At 65.2% G+C, this 24,815-nt stretch carries 26 protein-coding genes; 10 read left to right on the forward strand and 16 right to left on the reverse strand.

What is annotated here, in order from left to right; translation table 11 throughout:
- Positions 1-22: 22 nt before the first annotated feature.
- From HAP40_RS32950 to HAP40_RS32960, 3 genes are all read left to right on the forward strand, one after another.
- Positions 23-229, forward strand: coding sequence for a YdcH family protein (locus tag HAP40_RS32950; protein ID WP_148771963.1), 207 nt, complete (start codon positions 23-25; stop codon positions 227-229).
- 149 nt (positions 230-378) lie between these two features.
- Positions 379-597 (forward strand): hypothetical protein, encoded by a 219-nt coding sequence (locus HAP40_RS32955; RefSeq protein WP_166813408.1) that lies wholly within the window; start codon positions 379-381, stop codon positions 595-597.
- A gap of 82 nt (positions 598-679) precedes the next feature.
- On the forward strand, positions 680-931 hold the full coding sequence (locus tag HAP40_RS32960; RefSeq protein WP_166813406.1) for a hypothetical protein: 252 nt from the start codon (positions 680-682) through the stop codon (positions 929-931).
- Positions 932-933: 2 nt separating this feature from the next.
- Here the strand turns inward: HAP40_RS32960 and HAP40_RS32965 are convergent, their stop codons facing one another.
- Entirely contained in the window at positions 934-1,644 is a 711-nt protein-coding gene (locus HAP40_RS32965; protein ID WP_166813404.1) for a GGDEF domain-containing protein, read from the reverse strand.
- Between the two features lie 141 nt (positions 1,645-1,785).
- Here HAP40_RS32965 and purE point away from each other — a divergent pair, with 141 nt between their 5' ends.
- Both purE and HAP40_RS32975 read left to right on the forward strand, forming a co-directional pair.
- A complete protein-coding gene (gene purE, locus HAP40_RS32970; RefSeq protein WP_166813402.1) occupies positions 1,786-2,274 on the forward strand; it encodes a 5-(carboxyamino)imidazole ribonucleotide mutase in 489 nt (162 codons plus the stop codon).
- On the forward strand, positions 2,271-3,377 hold the full coding sequence (locus HAP40_RS32975) for a 5-(carboxyamino)imidazole ribonucleotide synthase (protein ID WP_166813400.1): 1,107 nt from the start codon (positions 2,271-2,273) through the stop codon (positions 3,375-3,377). Before purE ends, HAP40_RS32975 begins: the two co-directional genes overlap by 4 nt.
- A 39-nt stretch (positions 3,378-3,416) precedes the next feature.
- Here the strand turns inward: HAP40_RS32975 and aqpZ are convergent, their stop codons facing one another.
- Positions 3,417-4,139 carry an aquaporin Z gene (gene aqpZ / locus HAP40_RS32980; protein ID WP_166813399.1) on the reverse strand — a complete coding sequence of 241 codons (723 nt, stop codon included), beginning with the start codon at positions 4,137-4,139 and terminating at the stop codon, positions 3,417-3,419.
- A 261-nt stretch (positions 4,140-4,400) separates the two neighbouring features.
- On the opposite strand from aqpZ, the gene rpsU reads away from it, so the two are divergent.
- Positions 4,401-4,697 (forward strand): 30S ribosomal protein S21, encoded by a 297-nt coding sequence (gene rpsU / locus HAP40_RS32985; RefSeq protein WP_008546194.1) that lies wholly within the window; start codon positions 4,401-4,403, stop codon positions 4,695-4,697.
- Positions 4,698-4,889: 192 nt separating this feature from the next.
- Positions 4,890-5,543 carry a tetratricopeptide repeat protein gene (locus HAP40_RS32990; protein WP_166813398.1) on the forward strand — a complete coding sequence of 218 codons (654 nt, stop codon included), beginning with the start codon at positions 4,890-4,892 and terminating at the stop codon, positions 5,541-5,543.
- A gap of 21 nt (positions 5,544-5,564) precedes the next feature.
- Here HAP40_RS32990 and HAP40_RS32995 read toward each other — a convergent pair whose 3' ends face one another.
- The 11 genes from HAP40_RS32995 to HAP40_RS33045 all read right to left on the reverse strand — a co-directional run bounded on the left by HAP40_RS32995 (position 5,565) and on the right by HAP40_RS33045 (position 15,869).
- Positions 5,565-6,512 (reverse strand): hypothetical protein, encoded by a 948-nt coding sequence (locus HAP40_RS32995; RefSeq protein WP_166813397.1) that lies wholly within the window; start codon positions 6,510-6,512, stop codon positions 5,565-5,567.
- 93 nt (positions 6,513-6,605) lie between these two features.
- A complete protein-coding gene (locus HAP40_RS33000; protein ID WP_166813396.1) occupies positions 6,606-6,890 on the reverse strand; it encodes a cupin domain-containing protein in 285 nt (94 codons plus the stop codon).
- 19 nt (positions 6,891-6,909) lie between these two features.
- Positions 6,910-8,007, reverse strand: coding sequence for a calcium:proton antiporter (locus HAP40_RS33005; RefSeq protein ID WP_166813394.1), 1,098 nt, complete (start codon positions 8,005-8,007; stop codon positions 6,910-6,912).
- A gap of 49 nt (positions 8,008-8,056) precedes the next feature.
- Positions 8,057-9,391: a sodium:proton antiporter gene (locus tag HAP40_RS33010; protein ID WP_208024916.1), complete on the reverse strand. Its 1,335-nt coding sequence runs from the start codon at positions 9,389-9,391 to the stop codon at positions 8,057-8,059.
- 97 nt (positions 9,392-9,488) lie between these two features.
- Entirely contained in the window at positions 9,489-10,286 is a 798-nt protein-coding gene (locus HAP40_RS33015) for an alpha/beta hydrolase (RefSeq protein WP_166813392.1), read from the reverse strand.
- A gap of 22 nt (positions 10,287-10,308) precedes the next feature.
- Entirely contained in the window at positions 10,309-10,479 is a 171-nt protein-coding gene (locus tag HAP40_RS33020) for a hypothetical protein (RefSeq protein WP_166813390.1), read from the reverse strand.
- An 18-nt stretch (positions 10,480-10,497) separates the two neighbouring features.
- Positions 10,498-11,895, reverse strand: a complete 1,398-nt coding sequence (locus HAP40_RS33025) for an NAD(P)(+) transhydrogenase (Re/Si-specific) subunit beta (protein ID WP_166813388.1) — start codon at positions 11,893-11,895, stop codon at positions 10,498-10,500.
- Between the two features lie 39 nt (positions 11,896-11,934).
- The gene (locus HAP40_RS33030; RefSeq protein ID WP_166813386.1) at positions 11,935-12,252 is read right to left on the reverse strand and encodes a proton-translocating transhydrogenase family protein; all 318 of its coding nucleotides are present in this window, start codon (positions 12,250-12,252) and stop codon (positions 11,935-11,937) included.
- A gap of 11 nt (positions 12,253-12,263) precedes the next feature.
- Complete coding sequence (locus HAP40_RS33035) at positions 12,264-13,391, reverse strand: Re/Si-specific NAD(P)(+) transhydrogenase subunit alpha (RefSeq protein WP_166813384.1); 1,128 nt, start codon at positions 13,389-13,391, stop codon at positions 12,264-12,266.
- Positions 13,392-13,535: 144 nt separating this feature from the next.
- On the reverse strand, positions 13,536-13,688 hold the full coding sequence (locus tag HAP40_RS33040; protein WP_166813382.1) for an aa3-type cytochrome c oxidase subunit IV: 153 nt from the start codon (positions 13,686-13,688) through the stop codon (positions 13,536-13,538).
- A gap of 237 nt (positions 13,689-13,925) precedes the next feature.
- Positions 13,926-15,869 (reverse strand): M3 family oligoendopeptidase, encoded by a 1,944-nt coding sequence (locus HAP40_RS33045; RefSeq protein ID WP_166813380.1) that lies wholly within the window; start codon positions 15,867-15,869, stop codon positions 13,926-13,928.
- Between the two features lie 127 nt (positions 15,870-15,996).
- On the opposite strand from HAP40_RS33045, the gene HAP40_RS33050 reads away from it, so the two are divergent.
- From HAP40_RS33050 to HAP40_RS33060, 3 genes are all read left to right on the forward strand, one after another.
- Positions 15,997-17,496, forward strand: coding sequence for a sigma-54-dependent transcriptional regulator (locus HAP40_RS33050; RefSeq protein WP_166813378.1), 1,500 nt, complete (start codon positions 15,997-15,999; stop codon positions 17,494-17,496).
- A 344-nt stretch (positions 17,497-17,840) separates the two neighbouring features.
- Positions 17,841-20,051, forward strand: coding sequence for a L,D-transpeptidase family protein (locus HAP40_RS33055; protein WP_166813376.1), 2,211 nt, complete (start codon positions 17,841-17,843; stop codon positions 20,049-20,051).
- A gap of 263 nt (positions 20,052-20,314) precedes the next feature.
- Complete coding sequence (locus HAP40_RS33060) at positions 20,315-21,943, forward strand: DUF882 domain-containing protein (protein ID WP_166813374.1); 1,629 nt, start codon at positions 20,315-20,317, stop codon at positions 21,941-21,943.
- Between the two features lie 160 nt (positions 21,944-22,103).
- On the opposite strand, the gene HAP40_RS33065 is transcribed toward HAP40_RS33060, so the two are convergent.
- From HAP40_RS33065 to HAP40_RS33075, 3 genes are all read right to left on the reverse strand, one after another.
- Positions 22,104-22,523 carry a DUF1801 domain-containing protein gene (locus HAP40_RS33065; protein ID WP_166819246.1) on the reverse strand — a complete coding sequence of 140 codons (420 nt, stop codon included), beginning with the start codon at positions 22,521-22,523 and terminating at the stop codon, positions 22,104-22,106.
- A 46-nt stretch (positions 22,524-22,569) separates the two neighbouring features.
- Positions 22,570-24,336 (reverse strand): adenylate/guanylate cyclase domain-containing protein, encoded by a 1,767-nt coding sequence (locus HAP40_RS33070; protein WP_166813372.1) that lies wholly within the window; start codon positions 24,334-24,336, stop codon positions 22,570-22,572.
- 118 nt (positions 24,337-24,454) lie between these two features.
- Complete coding sequence (locus HAP40_RS33075) at positions 24,455-24,727, reverse strand: DUF2312 domain-containing protein (RefSeq protein ID WP_018641571.1); 273 nt, start codon at positions 24,725-24,727, stop codon at positions 24,455-24,457.
- Between the last annotated feature and the right edge of the window lie 88 nt (positions 24,728-24,815).

Consider the following 24,815-nt stretch of genomic DNA (forward strand, 5'->3'; position numbering starts at 1 on the left):
CCGGTTTTCGGCCACCGCAGACATGACCAATGAAGACGAGCGTGAGCTCGAAACGGAGCTCACCCGGTTGCAGCAGGAACACCGAGATCTCGATGCGGCGATCGATGCACTGCATCAATCGCCAGCCCCCGACCTATTGCGGTTACAGCGGCTGAAGAAGCGCAAGCTGTTGTTGCGCGATCGCATCGCGTTCATCGAAGACCAGATCACGCCCGACATCATTGCCTGAGCCAAGTCTTTCGCGGCGGCTCGCCACATCCGAATCCGCTTGACTCGAAAAGAACAAAATAGGAACATTCGTGACATCCCGGCGCCCAGAAAAACGCCAGCGGAAGCGCCAACGGGCAACCACCGATACAAGCCAGAAGGACAACGCAGATGTCAGCCACCGCCCTTCTCGACAACAGCCATTATGAACAAGCCTGCGATCAGGCTATCGCGATGTGCGACGGCAATCTGCGCAGCACCATCAAGGCGCTGATCATGGCCAACGAATATCTGGAAGCCGAACTGGAGGAGTTGCAGGCGGCGATATCGGCCGGCTGCATTCCGGAGACCTCGCACAGCAAGATGCGGAGCAAGAGCAGCGCCGCCTGAGCTCTCAAACGCAAATCGCGCTGAGGTTGCCGTTTGACCATGATCCGGAAAGCCGGATCATACCCCCACCCGGAGCAACGCCATGTCCGATGTGACCTATTACGTTGCAATGCCTTTTCTGATCGATGCAGATGGCTCGCCTGTCGCGGGCACCGCCGAGGAGTGCCAGAGCTCGACGGCCGCGTTGCGGCGCGCCGAGATCTTGTCGCGCGGCGCGGGCAACATCGGCGCGGTGGCGTTCAGCCGCAGCGGCGATCCCATGACTGGCGAGTTCGGCGACGCCACGCTGCTGCGCAAATTCGGCAACGTGCCGGACGATCTCGCCACGCTGTAGGTTCAGTCGCCAACCAGCCTGATCCGCGGCTCGTGCCGCCGGTGCGCCTTGCGCACATACATGGCGGCATCGGCCTCCTCCAGGGCGCGACCCGCGTCGGACTGCGCTCCCAGCAGCGCGACGCCGGCGGAGGCGCCCGCCGTCACCCGGTGGTCCCGAAAGGTGAAAGACAAGTCGTCGATGGCCTGCTCGAAGATGGCGGCTTTCGCCTTGGCATCGGTCTCGCTGAGATTCCACAGCAGCAGCGCGAACTCGTCGCCGCCAAGACGGCCGACCACGTCCGAGGCGCGGACCTGCCGCATCAGCGTCGCAGCAATCGCCTTGAGCACCTCGTCGCCGGCGGCATGTCCAAAGGAATCGTTGATCGGCTTCAGCCGATCGACGTCGAGCACGATCAGCGCGCCGCTGGCGCGGTAGCGCTTCATGTAGGCGATGGCGCGGCTGAGCTCGCGCTCGAAACCGCGCCGGTTCGGAATCTCGAGCAGGAAATCGGTGTCGGCGGCCGCCTCGAGTTCCGCGACCCGCCGCTCTGCCGCCTTCAGCTTGCTCCGCAAGCCGCGGATCGTCGCCTTGAGCGTGTCGGTCGCGCCATCGGCCGGCGTACGGCGCTGCCGCGGCCTGGCGGGACGCTTGGGGCCGGCTTCGGGACGCCTGGCGCTGGTCTTCCGGCCCATTTTGGCCTTCGCAGCACGCGCCCTTTTTGGTTTCTTCATGGGCATCCTGCTCAATGAAGGCTTGCGGGGATTCACCAAGACAGGATAGTGCATTCCCTTCTCCTTGCCACCGCCTTGCGAGCCACCGGCCGGAACCGTTAATCTGGCCTATCTTTCTGTTTTCCGAGCACAATTGACGTCATGACCGCGCCGATCGCCATCATCATGGGAAGCCAGTCGGACTGGGACACGATGCGGCATGCCGCCGATACGCTTGCCGCGCTCGGCGTTGCCGCCGACACCCGCATCGTTTCGGCCCACCGCACCCCCGACCGCCTGTTCGCCTTCGCCAAGGGCGCCAAGGCGGCCGGTTACAAGGTCATCATCGCCGGCGCCGGCGGCGCCGCGCATCTGCCAGGCATGGCGGCGGCGCTGACGGAACTGCCGGTGTTCGGCGTGCCCGTCGAATCGAAGACCCTCAAGGGGCTCGATTCGCTGTATTCGATCGTCCAGATGCCCGCAGGCATCCCGGTCGGCACCCTCGCCATCGGCAAGGCCGGCGCCACCAACGCGGCGCTGCTGGCAGCGTCCGTGCTGGCGCTGTCCGACCCCGCGCTGTCGAATCGGCTTGCCGCCTGGCGCAAGGCGCAGACCGAGGCGGTTGCTGAACGTCCGGAGGACAAGGCGTGAGCGACGCCAAGCAGGTGACGCTGAAGCCCGGTGACACCATCGGAATCCTCGGCGGCGGACAACTCGGCCGGATGCTGGCGATGGCCGCGGCGCGGCTCGGGCTGCGCTGCCAGGTGTTCTCGCCCGATCCGGATTCGCCGGCCTTCGACGTGGTCTTGAACGCGACCTGCGCCGAATATGCCGATGTCGAGGCGCTCGAGCTGTTCGCCAATGACGTCGACGTCATCACCTACGAATTCGAGAACGTGCCGGCGGCCGCCGCGATGGTGCTGGATGCGCGCCGCCCTGTGCTGCCCAACCGCAAGATCCTCGAGACCACCCAGGACCGGCTCGCCGAAAAGGATTTTGTGACGAAGCTCGGCATCGGCACCGCCGCCTATGCGGACGTGACGTCGGTCGCGTCGTTGCGCGAGGCGATCGTCAGGATCGGCCTTCCGGCCGTGCTGAAAACCCGCCGCTTCGGCTATGACGGCAAGGGCCAGGCCATCATCCGCGAGGGCGACGACATCGCCAAGGTGTGGACCAGCCTCGCCACCAAATCGGCGATCCTGGAAGCCTTCGTGCCCTATGAGCGCGAGATTTCGGTGATCGCCGCACGCTCGGCCGCGGGCCAGGTCGAGTGCTTCGACGTCACCGAGAACGAGCACCGCGACCACATCCTGAAGATATCGCGCGCACCCGCGCAGATCCCCGATTCGCTTGACGAGGACGCGCGCAGCATCGCGGGCAAGATCGCGAGCGCGCTCGACTATGTCGGCGTGCTCGCCGTCGAGATGTTCGTGCTCGCCAACGGCACCGGGCCGAAGGTGCTGGTCAACGAGATCGCCCCGCGCGTGCACAATTCCGGACACTGGACGCTGGACGGCGCCTCGGTCTCGCAATTCGAGCAGCATATCCGCGCCATCGCCGGCTGGCCGCTCGGCAAGCCCGTGCGCCACGGTGATGTCGTCACCATGACCAATTTGATCGGCGATGAGATCAACGACTACGGCAAGTGGCTGACCGTCCCCGGCGCCACGGTGCACATCTACGGCAAGGGCACGCCGCGCCCCGGCCGCAAGATGGGCCATGTCACCGAAGTCAGGCCGACCGGGAGCAAGTGAGGGGACCGCAGCCGCCGCGATCCCGCTTCGCTCGAAACGCTACGCCGTCTTCGCGCCCGCGACGACGCCTGTGGGCTCCTCGCTGAGCCAGCGATAGATCACCCCGCCCAGCGCACCACCGATCAGCGGTGCGACCCAGAACAGCCAGAGCTGCGCCGTCGCCCAGCCGCCGACGAACAGCGCGGGACCGGTGCTGCGCGCCGGGTTCACCGAGGTGTTGGTGACGGGAATGCTGACCAGGTGGATCATCACCAGCGCGAGCCCGATCGCAAGCGGCGCGAAGCCCGCAGGCGCACGGCCATGGGTGGCGCCCATGATGATGAACAGGAACATCATGGTCATCACCACCTCGGTGAGGAAGCACACCATCATGCTGTATTGGCCGGGCGAATGCGCGTCATAGCCATTGGACGCGAAGCCCTTGGTGACGTCGAATCCCGGCGCCCCGCTCGCGATGACATAGAGCAGCCACGCACCCACGATCGCGCCGGCGACCTGGGCGATGACGTAGGGCAGGATCTGGCCGGCCGGAAAGCGGCCACCGGCGGCAAGACCGACGGTGACGGCCGGATTGAGGTGGCAACCCGAGACGTGCCCGATCGCATAGGCCATGGTGACGACGCTCAGGCCGAATGCGAGGGAAACACCGACCAGGCCGATGCCGACCTGGGGGAAACCGGCTGCGATCACCGCGCTGCCGCAACCTGCGAATGTGAGCCAAAAGGTGCCGATGGCTTCGGCTGCGTATTTTTTCATGTCCATGTGGCGTCTCCCCTGATTTCAGCTCCGGATCAACTTCCGGAAAACGGCCGGCCTTTTGGCGTCAAATCACCCAAATTGCGACCGCACGGGGGTATTTTCGCCGCATTTAATGGCCGAACTTGGCCCAAAACCTCGCTTGGCCGGTGGACATCCAGGGTTTTGTCTGATACATCCGCGCGCTCAAGGTTAAGGGCTTGCGCGTTTCGCCATCCCCTTTGACTTACCAGAATTCAAATCCGATCCACCTGAAGAGGATGCCGCGTGCAGGTTCTCGTTCGCGATAACAATGTCGACCAAGCCCTCAAGGCGCTGAAGAAGAAGATGCAGCGCGAGGGAATTTTCCGCGAGATGAAGCTCCGCGGTCATTACGAGAAGCCCTCCGAGAAGAAGGCCCGTGAAAAGGCCGAAGCCGTGCGCCGCGCACGCAAGCTGGCCCGCAAGAAGCTTCAGCGCGAAGGCCTGTTGCCGATGAAGCCCAAGCCGGTGTTCGGCGCCGGTCCCGGCGGTGATCGCGGTGGCCGTGGCGGCCCCGGTGCAGGTCCGCGCGGACCGCGCTGAGATCGACCGCATTTAGCAAGACTTCAGTTCTCGATGACGCGGGCCCCTGGCCCGCGTTATTGTTTTGCGGGCGGTGCCGTCCGGGACGGGGCACCACGGATGCGGCACTCGGGCGCGATGATTGGATTGAAGCGTCATTGCGCTCTGGCGCCGCTGTCACGTTCCGGATGCTCTAGCGCGAGCGAAGCGTAGATGGCCTCCCCTTTTCCCGAGCGCGGCTTGGCGCGGCTACGCCAGATCTGGCAGCGGCCGTTCGCGCTGGTTTTGATGGGGACTGCACTGTGCAGTTGCTCCTTCGATCTGGGATCGCTGATGCCGGAGAAGGAGAAGCCTCAGGAGGCGCCGAAGGCGACGGCGACCGCTGACACCAGCGCGGTCAGTGCCGGCAATGTCAGCGAAGCCCAGGCCCATGCAGCAAAGGCCCAGTCCCTGGCGAAGTCGGGCGCGACCGCAGCTGCGCTCGACGAGTTCAATCGCGCGATCGGGCTCGATCCCTACAACGCGCAGGCGCTCTATGGCCGCGCCTTGATCTATCAGGGCAATAACCAGCACGATTTCGCAATCGCCGATTTCAGCGCGGCCAGCGGGCTCAACCCGCAGAAGGTCGAGCCGCTGCTCGGCCGCGCCGCCAGCTATCTCGCGCTCGGCAAGGTCAAGGAGGCCGCGGCCGACCTGGACGAGGCCTCCGAGGCCGATCCGCACAACGCCCAGGTCTGGACGGCCCGCGGACAGGCCTACGAGCGGCTGGGCGACCGGGCAAAGGCAGTGGCGTCCTACACCAAGGCCGTCGCGCTGCGTCCACGCGACGACGCCGCCCGCAGCGGCCTTGCCCGCGTCGGCGGCTGACAGCGCGGCTCAGACGTCGCTCTAGTCGGGGGTGGCGCCCTTCGGCAGAACGGCATGGAACATCGACTTCATGCCGGACAGCATCTCATCGGCGACAGTGGTCTTCGGCCGCCGCACGGGCGTGGTCACGCTGGCGTCCGCTCGCAGGTCGAGGGGCGGTGCGATCACCGGCACCGGAATGTCGGCCGGCGGCGTCACCCGATTCGGGTCGTCATTGCCGACCGAAGCCGTGTAAGGCGGATTGGCCGACGACGAGCCGCCATTGCCAAAGGCCGCCTCGGGCGAGGGCGTCGAGACCGTGATCGGCGGCGGCAACGGGCGCACCGTCGACGGCTCCGCAGTGATGACCCGCGGGGCCTCCGGGGTGCGGGCGGCTTCCCGCAACCCAGGCTCGGCCGGTCTCTCGGCGGATTTGATGTCGGAAGACTTGTCGGAAGATTTGGCTTCGGCGGCCTTGCCCTCAGGCGACTTGCGCAGGCGCTCGATCGCGGCGCGCACGAGATCGTTGGCATCTTGGGCAGGGGCTGCTGCAGCCGGCGCGGAGTTGGCCTCCACCACCGGAGCGGCGGCGGCAGGAGCGGTGGCCGCCGGAGCGGACTTGGCGACGGCCTTCTCGCGCGCCGGAGGCCGGCCACGTGGGCTGGTCTCGGCGGGAGCAACGTCTGCGGCCTTGGTCTCGGCGGAAGGCTGATGATGATCGGCAGGCTTCTCGGCCGCGGCCCTGTCCGCCGCGCTCTTCTCGGAAATGCTCTTCTCGGAGACACCCTTGGCCTTAACGCCCGGCGCAGGAAGGTTGGCAGTGTCCGTCGGCTTGCCCTCGCTGCCAGCCTGGGCAGGCGCTACCGCGGCCGCAGGGGCATCGGGCGCGGGCTTGGCATTGATGTAGTGGTTAACGATGTAAGCCCCGATGATCGTCGCGAGCACCGAGGGGAAAATATCCATCGAGATTTTAGCGAGGTATTTCAGCATTTCTCGGCCACTCCCCGCGCGATCTGATGCGGGAACTTTAGGGCATTGTGAGGGATCAACTGCGACGGATCGATGGCAGACAATTGCGCCAACTTACGGTTTCAGCTCGATTTCAAGGAACACGATCTCGGTTGAGGTTTCGTTAAGCACGTCATGCTGGACCCCGGCCTTGCGGAAATAGGATTTGCCGGCCGCAAGCTGCGCATTGGACCGCTCCCCATTCGGGGCCACGATGGTCATCTCCCCCGCCACCACGGGAACAATCACATAGTCCATGCCGTGGGTGTGATGTCCGGTGGCGCTGCCGGGCGCAAGCCGCCATTCGGTCACCCGGACCTCTTCGTTGTCGACCTGAACCTCGGACCTGGCGGCAAGCATCGGAACTCCCCCTATCGCTTCAGGGCACGAACACCATGAACACGTACACGGCAAATACCACCATATGGACCAGTCCGAACAGGACGTTGGTCCTGCCCGTGCCGAAGGTCAACATGCTCAGAAAGAAGGTCAGGAGCAAAAGCACGCTGCCCTGGGCGCTGAGACCGAGCTCGAGCTCCTTGTCGAGCGCGTAGGTGGCCACGCCGACGGCCGGGATGGTCAGCCCGATGGTCGCGAGCGAGGAGCCAAGCGCAAGGTTGATGCTCTTCTGCAGATCGTTCTTGCGGGCCGCCGAGACGGCCGCGACACCCTCCGGCATCAGGATCAGGAGCGCGACCAGCAGTCCGGCAAAGGCCGGCGGCGCGCCGATCTTGGCCGCGACGGCGTCGACCACCAGCGAGAATTTCTTCGCGAGCAGCACGACCGCCAGCAGCGCAATCAGCAGCAGCACGACGCTGAGCGCCAACGTCTTGCCGGACAGATGCGCCTCGCCGCTGCCGCCGCCCGCCCGTTCGTGAACGAAATAGTCCTTGTGCAGGACGGTCTGGGTGTAGAGAAACACCCCGTACAGCGCGAGCGTGACCACATCGACGAAACCGAGCTGAACCGCCGAATAGACCGGCCCGGGCGTGGTGGTCGTGTAGTTCGGCATGACCAACGTGATGGTCGCCAGCGCGAACAGGACGCTGAGATAGACGTTGGCGCCGGAGAGCTGAAAACCCTGCTCGCGATAGCGCAGGCCGCCGATGAAGATGCAAAGCCCGACGAGGCCGTTGCAGACGATCATGACCACGGCGAACACGGTGTCGCGCGCCAGTGCCGGCGCGGGCTTGTCGCCCAGCATGATCGTGGTGATCAGCGCCACCTCGATGATGGTCACCGAGAGCGTCAGCACCAGCGTGCCGTAGGGTTCGCCGACCCGTTCCGCGATCACCTCGGCATGGTGAACCGCCGCGAACACCGTGCCGAACAGGATGACCAGAAGGACGACCGCAAAGACGAGCCCGCCCAGCGACAGCGTGAACACGTAGTCCGTCGCGGTGACGGCTGCGAACAACAGCACGGCGAGCGCCGGGAAGATCCAGGCCGACCGGGGCATCGGATTATGCGCGCTCATCCACCGATTCCATTTGCTGGAATGAGCAGTATCAAATCAGGCGCGAGATTCAATGCCAGTGCAGGATCGGCGCCACCGGCAGCAGCGTCAGCAGCAGGAACAGCGGGATCAGCACGGCGCCGGCCCGCAGGAGATAGCCGAAGAAGCTCGGCATTTTGATGCCGTTCTCGCTGGCGATGCTGCTCACCATGAAGTTCGGCGCATTGCCGATATAGGTGAGCGCCCCCATGTAGACGGCCCCCATGGAGATCGAGGCCAGCGTGCCCGAGAGCTCATGCATCAGCACTTGCGGGTCGCCGCCGGCGAGCTCGAAGAACAGCAGATAGGTCGGCGCATTGTCGAGGAACGCGGACATCAGGCCGGTGAACCAGAAATAGGCGACCTCGCGCGGCGCGCCGTCCGGCGCCGTCACCGCCGACAACAGCCAGGCAAAGGCGCCGTGATGTCCGGCATTGAGCATGGCAATGACCGGGATGATGGCGACGAAGATGGCCGCGAACAGCTTTGCGACCTCGCGGATCGGCTCCCAGGTGAAGCCGTTGGCCTGCCTGTGCTCGTCGGGCGTCAGCCACACCGACAGGGCCGCGATGGCCAGCAGCGCCAGATTGCGGGCGACATCCTCCAATTCCAGCTTGGTACCGAGAATGTCGAAGGCAATGCCCGGCTTCCACATCGCGGAGGCGAGAAGGCTCGCGACGATGGCCGCGATCAGCACCAGATTGACGAGGCCGCGGATGCGCGGGGGCTCCCCGCGGCCGGGGTCGACGGGCGGCGGCTCGCTGCGGAAGCGCCAAACGTCGACGGCGACGAAGATCGCGAGCAGCAATCCGGCCACGATCGTGGTCTGCAGCCAGATGGTCCGCGTGGTCCAGAAGAAGTCGACACCATGCAGGAAGCCGACGAAGAGCGGGGGATCGCCGAGCGGGCTCAGCGCGCCGCCGACATTGGCGACCAGGATGATGAAGAAGATGATGACATGGGCGTTGTGACGCCGCGGCCGGTTGGCGCGGATCAGCGGACGGATCAGGATCATCGCGGCACCCGTGGTGCCGACGATGCTCGCCCCAAACGTGCCGAGCGCGAGGATGCCGGCATTGACGGCCGGCGTGGCCTTGATGTCGCCGGTGATGAGGATGCCACCGGCCACGACATAGAGCGAGAACAGCAGCACGATGAAGCCGAGATATTCGGCGAGCATGGCGTGAACGAGCGCCGCCAGCGTTGCCATGCCCCCGGCAAAGATGACGAGGGCAATGAGCGCCAGCAGCGACCAGGCCGCGGCGATCTTGCCGTAGTGATGATGCCAGATCCTTGGCAACAGCAGCGGCCCCAGTGCGATCGACAGCAGCAGGCCGGCAAAGGGCAGCGCATGGGGCCAGTGCATCGCCGCGCCGTCGAGCCCGGTGGCCGCAGACGCGTCCTGCGGCAAAAACGTCAAGGAGAGGACAGCGAGCGTGGAACCGCAACGTGCAAGCAAACTGTCAGCCGCCAATGAAATCCCTCGCCGTTTCGATCGCGCCATAACGATCGAGATCTTCGTGTCCGCCGCCCGCCATGCGAACGAACCGCTTGGGATCATGGGCGAGCGCGAACAGACGCTCTCCGAACGCAATCGGAATGACAAGATCATTGGTGCCATGCATCACGAGGAGCGGCACAGTGACGCGCGCGATGCGCTGGTCCGAATGAAACGGATCACGCATCAGAAGCCGGACCGGAACGAACCAGAACGATGAAGCCGCAATATCGGCCGTCGACGTATAGGGCGCCTCCAGGATGAGTTTTCCAACGCGATGCTGCGAGGCCACGGCGACCGCCACGCCCGTCCCGAGTGAAAAGCCCCAGGGGACGATCCGTTCCGCCTGATAGCGCGCGGTCGTGAACGCATAGGCGGCTGCGGCATCGCGCAGCAGGCCCTGCTCGCTTGGGGCACCGCTGGAGCCGGCATAGCCGCGATAGGACAGCGCGACGAGGCCGGTGCCGTCAGCGGTCATCGCCTTGAAGCGGCTGACGAGACCGGCAAGAAAATCGCCGTTACCGGGAAAATAGAGGATCACGGAACGGCCGGGCTTCGCCGGCACGTGCCAGAGGATGACCTTCTCGCCGTCCGATGTCGTCAGGACATGCTCTTCCGCCTCGGGAAGGCCCGCGGCATCGGGCGCGGTGCGACCGACGGGCGGGATCGGAAACAGCATCTCGCGCTGCCGGACATACAGCACGAGGAGACCGGCGCAATAGACGGTCACCAGCAGGATGGCGATCCATTTGACGATGGTCATGATACACGGCCGGCCTTTCGGCTCACGGCTTGGGGCGGCTCCGCAGCAATTTGATGACTTCGGGCCGGAGGCTTGCCGGAATGTCGCGGCAGCTGCACGCCGCCTTGTGGGCGGCGTGCCATGCGATGCGCTGCTCGCGCGTCGCCTTCAGTGGCATGCGATGGGACCGGTGCCATTCCTTGTTGATGGCCACGATCCGCTTCCCTTCTCGCTACATCGCCTTGACGATGTTCTCGGTGACCTTCTTGGCGTCGCCGAGCAGCATCATGGTGTTGTCGCGGTAGAACAGCGGATTGTCGATGCCGGCATAGCCGGAGGCAAGCGAGCGCTTGATGAACATCACGGTGCCGGCCTTCCAGACCTGGAGCACGGGCATGCCGTAGATCGGCGAGGTCTTGTCCTCTTCGGCGGCCGGGTTGGTGACGTCGTTGGCGCCGATCACGAAGGCGATGTCGGCCTGTGCGAATTCGGAGTTGATGTCCTCGAGCTCGAACACCTCGTCATAGGGCACGTTGGCCTCGGCCAAGAGCACGTTCATGTGGCCGGGCATGCGGCCCGCGACCGGGTGAATGGCGTACTTCACCTCGACGCCTTCCTTCTTCAGGATGTCGGCCATCTCGCGCAGCGCGTGCTGGGCCTGCGCCACCGCCATGCCGTAGCCGGGCACGATGATGACCTTGGAGGCGTTCTTCATGATGAAGGCCGCATCGTCCGCCGAGCCGAGCTTGGCGGGCTTCTGCTCGCCCGTACCGCCGCCGGCGGCAGCGGTCTCGCCGCCGAAGCCGCCGAGGATGACCGAGATGAAGGACCGGTTCATCGCGTGGCACATGATGTAGGACAGGATCGCGCCCGAGGAGCCGACCAGGGCGCCGGTGATGATCAGCGCGGAATTGCCGAGCGTGAAGCCGATGCCGGCGGCGGCCCAGCCGGAATAGGAGTTCAGCATCGAAATCACGACCGGCATGTCGGCGCCGCCGATCGGGATGATCATCAGCACGCCGAGCGCCAGCGCCAGGATGACGATCATCCAGAAGTCGAACGCGCCGCCGGTGAGCACGAGGCGGACGATGAAGAACACCAGCGCGAGCGCCAGCGCGATGTTGATGCCGTGGCGGAACGGCAGGATGATTGGCGCGCCGCTCATACGCGCCGACAGCTTCAGGAACGCGATCACCGAACCGGTGAAGGTCAGCGCGCCGATGGCGACGCCGAGCGACATCTCGACCAGGCTCTGCGGATGGATGTTGCCGGGGGTGCCGATATCGAAGGCTTCGGGCGCATAGAACGCGCCGGCAGCGACCAGCACCGCGGCCATGCCGACCAGCGAGTGGAAGGCAGCGACCAGCTCCGGCATCGAGGTCATCGGCACGCGGCGGGCGATCACCGCGCCGATGCCGCCGCCGATGGCGATGCCGACGATCACGAGCACCCAGGCGAGACCGTCTGCCGGCGGATGGTTGGCCAGCGTGGTGGCGACCGCGATCGCCATGCCGATCATGCCGAACAGATTGCCCTGGCGCGACGAAGCCGGGCTCGACAGCCCGCGCAGCGACAGGATGAACAGCACCCCCGCCACGAGATACAAGAATGCAGAGAGGTTGGCGCTCATCTCAGGTCCCCATTGATCCCATCAGCCCGAGGTGGCCGCTTATTTCGACTTCTTCTTGTACATCGCCAGCATGCGCTGGGTGACAAGGAAGCCGCCAAAGATGTTCACGCAGGCGAAGATCAGCGCGATGAAGCCGAAGGCGCGGGCCCAGCCCGAACCGCTCGAGACATTCGCGACGCCGCCGGCGAGCAGAGCGCCGACCACGATCACCGAGGAGATCGCGTTGGTCACGCTCATCAGCGGCGTGTGCAGCGCCGGCGTCACCGACCACACCACGAAATAACCGACGAAGACCGCGAGGACGAAGATCGACAGCCGGAAGATGAAGGGGTCGACGACCTGTGCAGCATGCTCCATGGCGGGTCTCCTTAAGCCTTCGGCTGGAAGTTCGGGTGGATGACGGCGCCGTCTTTCGTGAGCGCAGTGGCCTTGACGAGTTCGTCGTCCCAGTTGACGGCGAGCTTCTTCTCCTTCTTGTCGACCATGGTCTCGATGAAGGAGAACAGATTGCGTGCGTAGAGGCTGGAGGCCGAGGCCGCGACGCGGCCGGCGACGTTGGTGTAGCCGACGATCTTGATGCCATCGAGGTCGACGACCTCGCCGGCCCTGGCACCCTCGACATTGCCGCCGCGCTCGACGGCGAGATCGACCAGCACCGAGCCCGGCTTCATCGACTTGACCATCTCGGCACTGACGAGCTTCGGCGCGGGCCGGCCCGGAATCAGCGCGGTGGTGATCACGATGTCCTGCTTCTTGATGTGCTCGGCGGTGAGCGCGGCCTGCTTGGCCTGGTATTCCCTCGACATCTCCTTGGCGTAGCCGCCGGCGGTCTGCGCGTTCTTGAACTCCTCGTCCTCGACGGCGAGGAATTTCGCACCGAGCGATTCCACCTGCTCCTTGGTCGCGGGGCGAACGTCGGTTGCGGTGACCACGGCGCCGAGACGGCGCGCGGTCGCGATCGCCTGCAGACCGGCGACGCCGACGCCCATCACGAACACCTTGGCGGCGGGCACGGTGCCGGCCGCGGTCATCATCATCGGGAAGGCGCGGCCGAAGGCCTCGGCCCCCTCGATCACGGCGCGGTAGCCGGCGAGGTTCGCCTGCGAGGACAGCACGTCCATCACCTGGGCGCGCGTGATGCGCGGCATCAATTCCATCGCGAAGGCGGAGACGCCGGCATCGGCGATCGTCTTCAGCGCGGCCTCGTTGCCATAGGGATCCATGATGGCGATGACCAGCGCGCCGCGCTTGTACTGCGAAAGCTCGGATGGCTCGGGGCGCTTCACCTTGATGACGATATCGGCATCCTTCAGCGCGTCGGCACTGACGGTGGCGCCCACGGCGGTGAATTCGGAATCCGGCAGGCCTGATTTGAGGCCGGCGCCCGGTTCGACCGCGATCTCGGCGCCCAGCGCCTTGAACTTCTTCACCGTATCGGGCGAAGCGGCAACGCGCGGCTCCGACGGATCGATTTCCTTGGCAACGGCGATCTTCATAGGCCCTCCGGCGGCGCGGGACGGCGCACGCGCAAAACTAAGCGTTTACTCCCGCGGCGTTCGTTACCGGTTTTGTGACCGGCTTTGATGCAAATATTGTGAGCAGCTGCTGCCGCTGGTATGTGCAGCCGCCGATAGATCGGCTTAGGTCAGGAAGATCGCCATCAGGATCACGATGAGCGCGACCGCGGCGGTGCCGTACTTTACCAGCTTGATGAAGCCCTCGTAGGTCTGCTCGTGGGCAACGTAGTCGTTGCCGTCGGCGGTGGTGTACGCCACTTCGCTATGGTCAGCCATGGAATGTCCCCAGTCGAAAGTCGAATTCTTGGGCTGGGATACCGCAAACTTTCGGGCAGGGCAACGGCACGCGGGCGGGGTTTTGCCGCAAATGGGGGCATTTGGAATTCCGATTGCCGGGAAACCGGCTCCCGCGCCGCTCAGCCGTGATCGATCACCGCGTCGACGCTCGCGATGCGTCGCTGCAGCACCGAAAGACCGAGCGGCCTACGGACCCTGTCGAATGCCGGCTCCGCCTCAGCCCATCGCCTCCAGCTCGTCGATCATCCCGGCGATGACGCTCAAGCCCCCGTCCCAGAATTTGGGGTCCTTGGCGTCCAGCCCGAACGGACGCAGCAGCTCGGAATAATGCTTGGTTCCCCCTGCGGCGAGCATGTCGAGATAGCGCCCGGCAAAGCCCTCGGCCGCGTGCTCGTAGACCGCATAGAGCGAGTTCACGAGACAATCGCCGAAGGCATAGGCGTAGACGTAGAACGGCGAATGAATGAAGTGCGGGATGTACATCCAGTAGCTCTCGTAGCCCGCCTTGATCTCGATCGCCGGCCCCAGGCTCTCGCCCTGCACCGACAGCCAGATCTCGCCGAGCCGCGCGGCGGTGAGCTCGCCGTTCTTGCGCTCGGTGTGGACCGCGCGCTCGAACGAGTAGAACGCGATCTGCCGCACCACGGTGTTGATCATGTCCTCGACCTTGCCGGCGAGCAGCGCCTGGCGCTGCTTTGCGCTCTTGGTCTGCGCCAGCAGCCGCCGGAACGTCAGCATCTCGCCGAACACGCTCGCGGTCTCCGCCAGCGTCAGGGGCGTCGGCGCCATCAGCGCACCGTTCTTCGCCGCCAGCACCTGATGCACGCCATGGCCGAGCTCATGCGCGAGCGTCATGACGTCGCGCGGCTTGCCCTGGTAGTTCATCAGCACGTAAGGATGCGCCGACGGCGTGGTGGGATGCGAGAACGCGCCCGGCACCTTGCCTGGACGCACCGGCGCGTCGATCCAGCGGTCGGTGAAGAAGCGTTCGGCGATGTCGGCCATTTCAGGCGAGAAGCCGCGATAGGCGGTCAGCACCATGTTGCGAGCATCGGGCCAGCCGATGACGTCGGTCGCGGCAAAGGGCAGCGGCGCGTTGCGATCCCAATAGGCCAGCCGCTTCTTGCCGAACCACCTCGCCTTCAGCGCGTAATAGCGATGCGACAGCTTCGGATAGGCCGCGCGCACGGAAGCGACCAGCGCATCCACCACCTCGCGCTCGACGCGGTTGTTGAGGTGCCGGGAATCCGCGACATCCTGGAAGCCGCGCCAGCGGTCGGAGATGTCCTTGTCCTTGGCGAGCGTGTTGGTGATCAGCGCGAAAGTGCGCTCATTGGCCTTGAAGGTCTTGGCCAGCGCCTCCGCGGCGGCCTTGCGCTTGGCACCGTCGCGGTCCTGCAACAGATTGAGCGTCGGCTCGATCGCGAGTTCCTTGGAGCCGACCTTGAAGCGCAGGCCCGAGATGGTCTGATCGAACAGCCGATTGAAGGCGGAATAGCCGGTCTGCGCCTTCTCCAGGAAGAGCTGCTCGAGCCTGTCGTCGAGCTGGTACGGCTTCTCCTTGCGTAGATCCTCGATCCACGGACGGTAATGCGCCAGCTCCGGCGCCTGCAGCGCGCGGGTCAAAATATCGTCATCGATCCGATTGAGCTCGAGCGCGAAGAACAAAAGATGGGTCGACGCCGCCGTCAGGCGCTCGGAGACGTCGCCGTAAAACTTTGAAATCTTGGGATCAACGCTGTCGCCGGCATGGACGAGGCCGGCATAGGAGGCGAGACGGCCGGCGAGATCGTCGATCGCCTCGTAGCGCCGCACCGCCTCGGCGAGCCATTTTCCGCCATCTTCATTTGCTGTCCCTGTCGCGAGCTTGCCCTTGTAGTCGGACTCGAACGCGACGCAATCGGCATCCATCTGTTCGAGATCGCGCGCCACTTCCGGTGCATCGATCCCGGAATAGAGATCGGCCAGGTTCCACTCCGGAAGCTTGCCGGTCTTGCTCGCGGGCTTTGCGAGCGAAGATTTGGAGGGCTTTGCTTTGGCGACAGACTTCTTGGCGACAGACTTCTTGGCGACAGACTTCTTGGCGGCGGATTTCTGGGTGGCGGGCTTGCGGAGTGCAGTCTTTGCAACAGCAGTCTTTGCAAGGGAGCGCGAAGTCATTGTGTGGGAAACCTGTGTTCAACAGTCGCGACGGCGGGCGGGGGCATCAAGGTTTAAGAGTGCGTTAATCGGCTTCGGCCAGAGTGCCCCGATTCGAGACAGATAGTAGTAGCGTGCGGGGAACACCATGGCTGCCTGTATTTTGATCGCCGACGACGACGCCGTAGCCCGCCGGCTGGTCGAAAACATGGTGCAGAAATGCGGCTATGAAACGGTCGTCGTGGACTCCGGCGATGCGGCGATCGCCGCCCTCACCGCGCCCGACGCCCCCGCCATCGACGGCGTCATCCTCGACCTCGTGATGCCCGGCCTCGACGGCATGGGCGTGCTGGCAAAGATCCGCGACGCCGGCCTCAGCATCCCCGTCATCGTGCAGACCGCGCATGGCGGCATCGACAACGTGATCTCGGCGATGCGCGCCGGCGCGGCCGATTTCGTCGTCAAGCCGGTCGGCCTCGAACGACTTCAGGTCTCGTTGCGCAACGCGCTCGCCGCGTCCGCACTGAAGGGCGAATTGCAGCGCATCCGTCACAGCCGCGAGGGCCGGCTGACCTTCTCCGACATCATCACCCGCTCCGAGGCGATGGCGGGCGTGATGCGCGCCGCGCAGAAGGCGGCGAACTCCGCGATTCCCGTGCTGATCGAGGGCGAGTCCGGCGTCGGCAAGGAGATGTTCGCGCGTGCCATCCACGGCAGCGGCGAGCGCAAGGCAAAGCCCTTCGTCGCGGTCAATTGTGGCGCGATCCCCGACAATCTCGTCGAGTCCATTCTGTTCGGCCACGAGAAGGGCGCCTTCACCGGCGCCACCGAGCGGCACATGGGCAAGTTCGTCGAGGCCCATGGCGGCACGCTGTTCCTGGACGAGGTCAGCGAGTTGCCCCTGACGGCGCAGGTCAAGCTCTTGCGCGCGCTCCAGGAAGGCGCGGTCGAGGCAGTCGGCGGCCGCAAGCCTGTCAAGGTCGACGTGCGCATCGTCTCGGCAACCAATCGCAAGCTGCTGGAACGGGTGAAGCAGGGACACTTCCGGGAGGACCTGTTCTATCGCCTGCACGTGCTGCCGCTGACGATCCCTTCGCTGCGCGCCCGGCGCGAGGACATTCCGCACCTGCTGCGGCATTTCCTGGCGCGCTTTGCCGCCGAGGAGAACCGCCCCATCACCGGCATCAGTGGCGAGGCGGTGGCGCACCTCGCCCAGCTCGACTGGCCCGGCAACATCCGCCAGCTCGAAAACGCGGTCTACCGTGCGGTGGTGATGAGCGACGGCGACCAGCTCGGCTTTGCCGATTTCCCCCTGCTCACCTCGCAAGCGCCCGCCGCAACCGAGATTCCGACAGCACCACTGATGCTCGAGCCGGCCGCGGCACCCTCCCTGGTGTCGGGTAACGAAATACCGATCGCGCCTCTCCCGTCGTCGGTTGGAACTCTCTCGATGCTGACCCCGAGCGGCGACGTCCGCTCGCTGGAGGAGATGGAGAACGAGATCATCCGGTTCGCCATCTCGCATTATCGCGGGCAAATGTCCGAAGTCGCCCGCCGCCTCAAGATCGGCCGGTCCACGCTGTACCGCAAACTCGACGAAGCAGGCGTTCCCGGCCATGGCGGGAAAAGCGGCGAGGAGACGCACTGAGCCTGATGCGAACAAGGGGTGCGTGCCTCCGCGGGACAGCTCTAAGCCGTTCGCTTGGCGAGAGATTTGGCTGCGACTTGAACCGTGACTTGGAAGTGACAGACACAGGGAAAAGCGCGCCGCAGAAGCGCACAATCCGTTGCCAAGAGGCTGCCTTGAAGTCAGTTTGTCGTGAGTTGCCCCGTGTAGCGCTGGCTGCGAATTCGGGGCCTGTATATCGTCTACGTGGGAATCGTTGCGTGCAGGCGTGCAACTTTCGAGGGGCCGGCGCGATTTAGCCGAAACTCAATTGGCGATAACGAAGCTGTTCCACGAGGGACAGTTCACCCAAGGGGTGCGACACAATGCGTGACTGTTTGAACCACCGTGCAGGCTTTGACCGTGTCTTGATGACGGTCGCGGCAACCTTCCTCACGGTGTCGGCCGGCTCAGCCCTGGCGCAGGATCAGGGGCGCAGCAGCGCCGCAGAGCTTGCGATCGAAGCCGCGATCCCGCGCCCCGAACCGGCCAACGTGCCGCCCCCGACCGCATCCGACATCAAGCTCGACACCACCGCGACGCTTCAGGACGCGACCAAGGAACCTGCGAAGACCGGGGCCGCACCATCGGTCGACAAGGTCGAGCCGAAGCCTTCCGACGTCGCCACCACGCCTGCCACCGAGGCGCCGAAGGGCGAGGTGGCCAAGACAGAATCTGCGACAGAACCTGCGAAGACAGAACCCGCCCAGAGCGAGCCCGCCAAAGCTGACACCGCGACCACCACGCCGGCTGCGCCTGCGGCGCCCGCCGCGGCGGCGCCGGCCGCCGAGCCGGTGAAGGCCGCGAGCAACGTTCCCGCTGCCGACCAGCCGGTTGCCGACAGGCTCAAGGACATCATCGGCGCCAAGACGTCGCGTCATTTCGACCGCAAGAACGAGCGTGCGGCGATCGAGAAGTTTTACGATGCCCGCGGCTTCGCGCCGGTCTGGACGCAAGGCGGCAGCCTGACCCCGGCGGCCAAGGGCGTGATCGCACGGCTCAAGGATGCGGCCTCCGACGGCCTCAATCCGTCCGACTATCCGGTGCCGGATTTCGCCGCCGCGACGACCCCCGATGCGCTCGCCGATGCCGAGCTCAAGCTCACCGCCAGCATGTTCGACTATGCGCGCCAGGCCCAGAGCGGCCGCATGCACTGGTCGCAGGTCAGTGGCGACATCCTCTACCCCGAGCACCCGGTCGATCCGAACGATGTGCTCGCCAAGGTCACGACCGCGACGGACTCCTCCGCGGCGCTCGACAGCTACAACCCGCCGCACAAGCTCTACAAGGAGCTGAAGGCCAAGCTCGCGGAGCTGCGCGGCCTGGGCAACGGCCCGGTGATCGAGATCGCCGACGGTCCGACGCTGAAATACACGCCGGCCGGCAAGAAGCAGGCCGAGATCGTCGTGGAAGATTCGCGCGTGCCGCAGCTGCGCGCCAAGCTCGGCATCGCCGAGAACGCGAACGACACCCGCTACGACGCCGCGGTCGCCGACGCCGTGCGCAAATTCCAGAGCGGCGCCGAGATGAAGGCGACCGGCATCCTCGACGACAAGACCGTCAAGGCGCTCAACACGCCCAAGCGCGACAAGCAGATCGACGTGGTGCTGGTGAACATGGAGCGCTGGCGCTGGCTGCCGCGCGACCTCGGCGCGCCCGCGCTGGGCGACGCCTACGTCATCCTCAACATTCCCGACTACACGCTGAAGGTGATGCAGCGCGGCCAGCAGGTCTGGACCACCCGCGTCGTCACCGGCAAGCCGGGCTCGCACGCGACGCCGCTGCTCACCGAGACGATGAAGTACATCACGGTCAATCCGACCTGGAACGTGCCGCCGTCGATCGTCTACAACGAGTACCTGCCGGCGCTGCAGCAGGATCCGACCGTGCTCCAGCGCATGGGCCTCAGGCTCGAGCAGAACCGCGACGGCTCGGTGCACATCTCCCAGCCGCCCGGCGAAGCCAACGCGCTCGGCCGCATCCGCTTCAACTTCCCGAACAAGTTCCTGGTCTATCAGCACGACACCCCGGACAAGAACCTGTTCGCCAGGGAAGACCGCGCCTTCAGCCACGGCTGCATGCGCGTGCAATATCCGGATCAGTACGCCTCCGTGCTGCTCAACATCGTCATGCCGAACGAGAAGTACACGCCCGAGCGCGTGCGCAGCATGTACGGCAAGAGCGAGATCGACCTGAAATTCCCGACCCCGGTCCCGGTCAACCTCACCTATCAGACCGCGTTCGTGGATGACGCCGGCAAGCTGCAATTCCGCAAGGACGTCTATGGCCGCGACGCGACCATGATCAACATCCTGAAGAACAAGAGCGGCAAGGACCTCGAGGCCGTCGTGGCGCATTCCCAGCCGAGCTATTCACGTCCGGCGACGACGCTGCCGTCGGGGGTGGCGGTGGCCAACAATGGTGGCGGCTTCGGCTCGTCCGGTCCGAATTTCTTCGAGCGCCTGTTCGGGGCGCCGACCCCGCCGCCGGCACCGGTCGGCCGCCGGCCCCAGCAGCAGCGGGTGTTCACCCGCTGAGGCCTCAGCGCCCTGATCTCTGAAATTCCACAATGAAATCAGCGACCCCGTCCCCTGGATGGGGTCGCTTAACGTTAACCATTCTCCGCCGGGGATGCGGGCGTTTTTTTGCCACAGTCAACCGTTTAGGATTGTATTCTGACTTGGTTTGGGGGCGGGAAGGTCAACCTCGAATTAACCTTCTTGCTTTAAGAAAGCGTTCACCCTCTTTCGCACTGCTAACGGGGTTGGCGGGAGAGTCCATTTGAACGCTCGTCGACTGGGTGGGCTCATACGTGCTGACTAGTCTCGCACGCCAATTTGCTGTGCTGTCGTTGTCCCATGCGGGAGTGAAGGCCGGATCCAGGATCGGCCTCGCTGCCGCAGTGTTGCTTGCTGCCGCAGGCTCGGTTCATGACGCCGCCGCGCTGAACGAGACCAAGACGCTCTCCTTCCACCACACGCATTCCGGGGAAGACCTCACCGTCACCTTCAAGCGCGACGGGCGCTATGACGAAGCCGCGCTGAAGCAGCTCAACCACTTCCTGCGCGACTGGCGCACCCAGGAATCGACGGTCATGGACCGTCGCCTGTTCGACATCCTCTGGGAAGTCTATCGCGACGTCGACGGCAAGCAGCCGATCCAGATCATCTCGTCCTACCGCTCCCCCGCCACCAACGCCATGCTCCGCCGCCGCTCCTCCGGTGTGGCGCGCTCCAGCCAGCACATGCTGGGGCATGCGATGGACTTCTACATTCCCGGCGTGGCGCTGGAGCAGATCCGTTTCGCCGGCCTGCGCCTGCAGCGCGGCGGCGTCGGCTTCTACCCGACCTCCGGCTCGCCCTTCGTGCATCTGGATACCGGCAGCGTCCGGCACTGGCCGCGCATGACGCATGACCAGCTCGCCCGGGTCTTCCCGGACGGAAAGACGGTGCATCTGCCGACCGACGGCGTGCCGCTGAAGAACTATGAGGTCGCCAGGGCCGAAATCGAGCGGCGCGGCAGCGGCGATGATTCCGGCAGCAAGCCCAATTTCTTCGCCGCCCTGTTCAAGGGCAAGTCGACGGCTCCGGCCGCCAGCAGCGACGAGGATGACGAGGGCGCGCCCGCCCCGGCCGCGAAGCCGACGGCACCGACCGTCGTCGCAGCCGCCGCTAAGCCCGCCGAGCCGGTGCCGACGCCCCGCGCCAAGCCGCAGATCGCAGGCACGCTCCAGCTCGCCTCGGCCGATGCGCAGATCGTTACGCCGCCCAGGCCGAAACCCGTGGCCGACAAGCCGGCGACCGCCCGATCTGCCGACGCCAAGCCCGAGACCCCGGCGGACATCATCAATGCCCGCGGCTTCTGGGATGACATCCCGGCGACGCCGCAGCAGGCAACGCCGGCTCAGGTGGCCGCCCTGAAGGCACGCCAGGCGCTTGCCGCCACCACCGATCCCCACGCGACCGCGAGCGTCGCCAGCGCAACACTGCAGGCTCTGGCTTACGCGCCGGCCGCCTCCCCGGTCGACCGCGGCAATGTCGTCGCCGCCTCTGCGCCGATCCCGCGCTCGACGCGCTCTACCGCGGGCTCCCGCAGCGTCGCTCAGGCAACCGAGATCAACACGGTGGTCGGCAAGAGCGTCGACGGCAGGGTCGCAAACGCGACCCGCCTCTCCGCGGCCAAGGGCGAAGGCATCTGGCTCAAGATCGTGATGCTGTCGCCGAGCGCCAGCCGCGCGATGTCGGTCACGCTGATGGGCGAGCTCGATACGGCGGCGCTGCGCGGCTATTTCGTCAAGCCGCAGGCGGTGATCGCGATGGGCTTCGCCGACGATCCGATGCCTGGCCTGGCCTGCGACAGCTTCTCGGGCAGCGCCACCGCAAAGCTCGAGACGACCTCGTTCGTCATGCGCACAGCCGCGCTGCGCTGAGCTAGCTCGGTCGTCCTCACTGCTTCCAAGACCCCCGCCGTCGTCCTGGTGTGTTTCATCTGCAGCCTCGTAGCCCGGATGAGCGAAGCGACATTCGGGGAAACTGCCTGCGCACATCGCGGATATCGCTTCGCTCGTCCGGGCTACGAGTCCGCGACCGCTATGTCCTGCCCCGCCGATCGAGATGATAGGTCAGCGCCAGCGACAGGCAGACGATGATCTCCTGTTTCGGCAGCTTGCCCGCCACCGGCAACAGCAGGGCCCTGGTCTGCCGGTATTCGAACCGATCGGGGAAGCGCTCGCGGAACGTGTCGATCAACGTCGTCTTGCAGTTGAACAGAATGGCGGCGTGTGCGGAGTCCTTGACGCGGCCGAGTCGTATCGTCGAGCCGCTGCCGCTTGCTTCGGTCAGATAAGCAGGCTCGCCCCATTTCAGGGTTTCGCTAAGCCGTCCGACCTCGTCATGCGCCGCGGCCGTCGCAAAGATCAGATCGCGCACCTGCAGGAGCCGCTTGCGCATCGGCACGGGAAAGGCGTCGAAGGCCCGGCGCACCTCGGACGGCAACAGCGGCTCGGTCACGGTCTCACTCTCGATGATCGCCAACCGGTTTTCGCTGCGCGCCGGATCAAGCCGGCAGGCCTGCCTGGAGAAGGCCTGCTTCATAGCGCTGACGATCGACGTTTTGCTTATAATGCTGGGTCGAAAGATGATTGGCCACCGAAAACGCCGGTTCACGCTTGAGAACTTCGGCCGCATGCGCGCCTGCCGCCACCGTGTTGCCCATTTGCGCGAAGATCCCCGCAAGGAACGCGTGATGGGTGTGATCGGGCCGTGAGATCCGCGAGAAAGCTTCGGCGGCTTCGGCGTATTTCTCGGCGCAGTAATAAGCCCGCCCGAGATGGCTCCAGAACCGTTCCGGATGATAAGGGTTGAGCCTCATCGCCTTCTTGATCCAGTCGATGCCCTCTTCCGGCCGCCCCAGCCAGGTCAGCAGCTCGCCCTGCTGCACCACCACGAGATCATAGTTCGGATTGAGCGCGAGCGCGCGCTCCTGATGGTAGGCGGCCTTGTCATGGTTGTCGCGGTTCAGATTGAGCGCCGCGAGGATGCGGTGAACGTCGCTGTCATTGTCGTCGAGAACCAGCGCGATCTCCAGCTCGGCGGCCACCTGTTGGAAGGTGGCGTCGCGATCGTCGCACCAGCTATAGACCCAGCTCTGGCCCAGGACGCACGCCTTCCACGCATGTGCGTGAGCATAGTTCGCGTCGAGCTCGAGCGCCCGCTCGAGCAGAAGCCGCGCCCGTGCGTTGTCTTCGCGATTGGAGCGGTGGTGCAGGATCTTAGCGGCCAGAACGCATTCATAGGCCGCCATGTTGTCCGTTGGCTTGCGGTTCGCCCGATCGTGCGTGGCCGCCTCGACACGGCCGGGCAACGTGGCGGCGATGGCCCGCGTCATCTCGTCCTGGATCGCGAAGATGTCCTTGAGCTCGCCGTCATACCGCTCGGCCCAGATATGCCGATCGGTTTCCGCATCGATCAGCTGCACGGTGACGCGAACACGATCCCCGGCCTTTCGCACGCTTCCCTCGATCACGTAGTCGACACCGAATTCGCGGCCGACATCCTGCACCTTTACGGCCTTGCCCTTGTAGACGAAGGTCGAGTTGCGGGAGATGACGAGCAAATCGTGGAAGCGCGAAAGCTCCGTGATGATGTCTTCGGTCAGACCGTCGGCAAAGAACTCCTGCTCGGGATCGCCGCTCATGTTGGCGAAGGGCAGCACGGCGATGGACGGCTTCTTCGACTTGCCAGTCGCCTTTGCAGCGCCCGCCGTGCCGGCCGGCGTGGCTGCCGGCGCATCCTCCAATCGAATCCGGTAGACGCGGATCGAACGGGCGATGTTCTTGACGTTCTGCTCGCCGATGTCCTCGAATGCAACGCCGTCGAGGCGCTCGCCGAGTTGGTCGCGCACCGCGCTCGAGATGCAGATGCCTCCGGGCTCGGCCAGAGCCTCCAACCGTGCCGCGACGTTGACACCGTCGCCGAAAATGTCGTTCTGATCGACGATCACATCGCCAAGATTGATACCGATGCGGAATTGTATCCATCGCGGCGGCGGGACGTCGGCGTTGCGGCGTCCCATCCGGCTCTGAATTTCGGCAGCGCACACCACGGCGTCGACGACGCTGTGGAATTCGACGAGCAGGCCATCGCCCGTCGTCTTGATGATGCGGCCATGATTTTTGGCAATCGCCGGGTCGATGAGCTCGATCCGGTGGGTCTTGAGGCGCGCGAGCGTGCCGCCCTCGTCGACCTCCATGAGCCGACTAAAGCCGACCATGTCAGCCGCGAGGACCGCTGCGAGCCTGCGCTCTGGTCCAGGCACGTCCATTGCTCGGTCCCTTCACCGAGCACTGTAGCAGAGGAGCCGATTTTGCCCAAGCCGGCGGCGCTGCAAATCGCGGCCGGGCCGCGGTACGCGCTACGGCTGACGCCGCAACCTCGTCGCCTCAGAGCATCCCCAGCGCCTGCATATAGGTCTCGAGGATGGTCTCGGCCTCGGCACGCTCGTTGGGGTCCTGCTTGCGCAGGCGCACGATGGTGCGCAGCGCCTTGACGTCGTAGCCGTTGCCCTTGCTCTCGGCATAGACGTCACGGATGTCGTCGGAGATGGCCTTCTTCTCTTCCTCCAGCCGCTCGATGCGCTCGATGATGGATTTGAGCTGGTCCTTGGCAAATTTCGTCGCGGGCTCGTCGTCGCGGACGGCGGCGGAGGTGGCCATCTTGGTACTCCCAATGGAACTGGCAAAACGAGGTGACGCCGGCATCGTCACCGCGCGTGCTGGGTAGACCCTTAGGGTTGGCGCCCCC

The sequence above is a fragment of the Bradyrhizobium sp. 1(2017) genome (assembly GCF_011602485.2).
Lineage (GTDB): Bacteria > Pseudomonadota > Alphaproteobacteria > Rhizobiales > Xanthobacteraceae > Bradyrhizobium.